This is a genomic window from Candidatus Phytoplasma australasiaticum subsp. ipomoeae, from assembly GCF_024425275.1.
Lineage (GTDB): Bacteria > Bacillota_I > Bacilli_A > Acholeplasmatales > Acholeplasmataceae > Phytoplasma > Phytoplasma australasiaticum.
In genome coordinates, this window is the sequence record NZ_JALQCV010000020.1 from 1 (window position 1) to 3,388 (window position 3,388).

Consider the following 3,388-nt stretch of genomic DNA (forward strand, 5'->3'; position numbering starts at 1 on the left):
GGTATCTTTTTAATCTTTCCAGATTGATTCCATCGATGGTTTTATTGTCAATTCCAGGTGTACCCGCCCCTTTGTTAGCGGCGATTCTATTGAATGCTGTTAACATGTTGTAAAAGTTATTCATTCCCTGCTGGAGTTCTCTTTTTAAAGAGTAGCTGTTTGATGAACAACATTGAATTTTATTCAATGTTCGCGAAAGTTTAGTTTCTGGTGAAACCGTTGTTGACATAATATCAACTCCTTCCCCGATACCATTGAATAACTAGTAAATTACTTTCTTCTTTCGCCCTATAAGAGTGATTAACTCTCCTCTCGGTAAGCCGATTAACTAAATTATTCCAAATTTAGGTTTACCTTTACGACTACTAAGAAGATGCTTTATCCTTGATCATCCAGGTTTTTATCTCCGGATTAGTAAACTTAATTACTCAGTTTTAGGATACTCCAAGTTACACTAAAATTCTACCATAATTCTGTAGGGGAAGTATCCTCGTTAAGAGGATGATTCCAGGTTTCTTTATTTGATAAACTACTCAATACATACAACTTATACTAGTAGACTCTGGACTGTCCGTTTTAGCAACTTCCGGAACAGTTTTTAGGATTACATCAATTTTCCTTCTTAGGCCATATCAGGCTTCTCCATCGAATTGTTAGGTAGCGGAGTCATCTTGACTAATTTGCTTTCGTCGCAACCCGCTTTTATGGTCTGCTATAATTCAGTATTCTTTCGTTTACTAAACCGACCATCTCCTTTCAAGGTTTATCGGCCCTGGCTATTGGTTAAATAGCAGGAAATTTAGGCCTCTTTGGCGTCCTATGCGTCAGCATTGAAATTTGGATTTTTTTACATTAAGGAGATTTTTTTTGATAGTTTGTTAATTACTGTTGGCGGCATTAGTTTTCACTATGTAAGATAAAAACTGGGGTTTTTTTATACGCCAGAATAACCTGAGATTTGTCTTTGTTGATAATCCGTTTAAGATTTGTTACAGATATTAAATAACTTGGTTTTTATTGTCTTGAATGTATAATATAAGAAAACATTGGATGAGAAAAGGGAATAATAGATTTTTTTTAAGATAAGTTTGATAACAATGATGCACAGATACCCTTCTTTTTATTATTAATATATTGTTTTGAAGATTTTATCCTTTTTGATTTATATTTTCATCATCCTTAACAGTATATCATGATTGATGGATTCGAAATACCTTTTGATGTCAATTTCGATGATGATATAATCAATCCCTTTGAATTATCGTCGAACGATTTTAATAATATAATAATAAGATTTTTTGATTAAGAAATCGAAACTACATTTTTAAAAATTACTTTAATATCTACCTTAATTACTTAGGCTAAAGTGATTTTTTTAATAATTCGATCCTTTTGCGCTTTTTGTTAGTTAATAAACTACCCCATACCAAATTAATTTATTATCAATATCCTTTATACTCGATTAAAGTAGCTTAATAATTAGATTTTACCATTACATTATCCTTATTATTTATCAGGCTGTTTCGATTTATCCCTTAAAACCATTTAGTGATGATATTATTTTGAATAACTGACTTAATCGAAACCCACTTTTGAGAAATGTTTTAATCCCATATTGTTTCCTTTAAATAATTTTTTTGCCCCTTCGATTTTTATCAGCACTGATTATTGGTGAGATAACACAATATTTAGGATTCTTTAGCGCTTATAAAAGGATTAAAAGATTAGTCATTTACTTTAATTAGCTGAATTATTTTTAGCCGAAATAAAAGACATAACATCTCGAGCAATAGTTAATTCTTCATTAGTAGGAATAATTAAAATAGGAATAATAGATTTTTTGCTAGCAATATTTCTCAATTTAGGGCCATTTTCATTTAGTGTTGGTTCTAAAAAAATATTTAAAACTGCTAATTTTGAAATAATTTCGGATCTAAAAAAAATGGAATTTTCGCCAACACCTGCTGTAAATACTAGAGCATCAATACCTTCTAATTTTACGTAATAACTGGCAATGTAATCCACAATTTTCTTAATTTGAATCTCTAAAGCTAATTTAGCTTTCGCATTACCCTCTAACATAGCTTTTTCTAAATCTCTACAATCATTCGAAATTCCCGAAATACCTAATAATCCAGATTTATTATTTAAATCATCAATCACTTCTTGAGATGTTTTATTTTCATAACTAGAAATTAAAGCAACAATAGCAGGATCTATGTCTCCACTGCGTGTACCCATCGGAACACCAGCTAATGGTGTTACTCCCATAGAAGTATCTACTGATTCTCCTTTGTCATTAACAGCAGTAATAGAGACCCCATTTCCAGCATGGCAGATAATTAATTTTAAATTAGATTTTGCTAAAAAACGTTGTGCTTCTTGAACAATAAAACGACAAGAAGTGCCATGGGCACCATATTTACGAATTTTATATTTTTTATACCATTCATAAGGAACTGCATATAAAAAATTAGAAGTTTTAATAGTTTGATGAAAACTAGTATCAAAAACACCTACATGAAGAGCTTTGGGTAAAACTTGTTTAAACAAACGAGCACCCAAAATATTAACAGGATTATGTAAAGGGGCTAAATTATTTAAACTTTCCAATTTATCAAGATTTTCATCTGTTAAAATAATAGAATTTGGAAATAATTCGCCACCTTGCACAATACGATAACCAATTCCCTTAATTTCAGTAATTTCTTTAATAATTGATAATTCAATTAATTTTTTCAATAATAATTCAATAGCTAATTTATGATCAGTAATAGCTATATTTTGTTTATAAATGCGATCTAAAGTTTTAATAGTAAACATAGAATTAACATTGCCGATTCGCTCGAATAAACCACTACATAACATTGTTTCTGTAACCATATTAATTAATTGAAATTTCAAAGAGGAACTACCAGAATTTACAGACATAATTTTCATAAAAAAAACCTCCACTTTTATTGCAATTGATATAAATAAAAAAATAAAAAGCTATTTATAAATAAAAATAATAAGCAAATAATAAATACATAATATATTATCAGCGATCCAAATTATTATTAATCCATTAAATTAGATTTTTCATTTGAATAAATAAAATTTATCATAATGTTATATGGATAGAACATTTGCGTTTAAAATCAGGATGTACCTTCCTGATATCTATTACAAACAGCCCCCATCTAAACCGGACAAGCAAGTTTCCAAGCATCCGGCTTGCCATAATTTATCCTCTTTTGAACACTAAATGGACTTTAGTTGCAATAAATTACTGACTTCTTTTGCCCTATAAAGGTCGTTAACCTTCATCTTGGGAGGGCGATTAACTTAATTATTCCAAATTAAGTTTTACTCCTCCGACTACTAAAAAGTCGCTTTATCCTTGAGC

General features: G+C 29.9%; 1 protein-coding gene and 1 pseudogene. Both read right to left on the reverse strand.

Translation table 11 applies throughout. The features are described 5' to 3' along the window. Positions 1 to 229 (reverse strand): annotated as a pseudogene (locus NQK76_RS02355) (group II intron reverse transcriptase/maturase); the annotation flags it as partial. A gap of 1,508 nt (positions 230 to 1,737) precedes the next feature. After that, positions 1,738 to 2,940 (reverse strand): acetate kinase, encoded by a 1,203-nt coding sequence (locus NQK76_RS02360; RefSeq protein ID WP_004994853.1) that lies wholly within the window; start codon positions 2,938 to 2,940, stop codon positions 1,738 to 1,740. Positions 2,941 to 3,388: the final 448 nt, after the last annotated feature.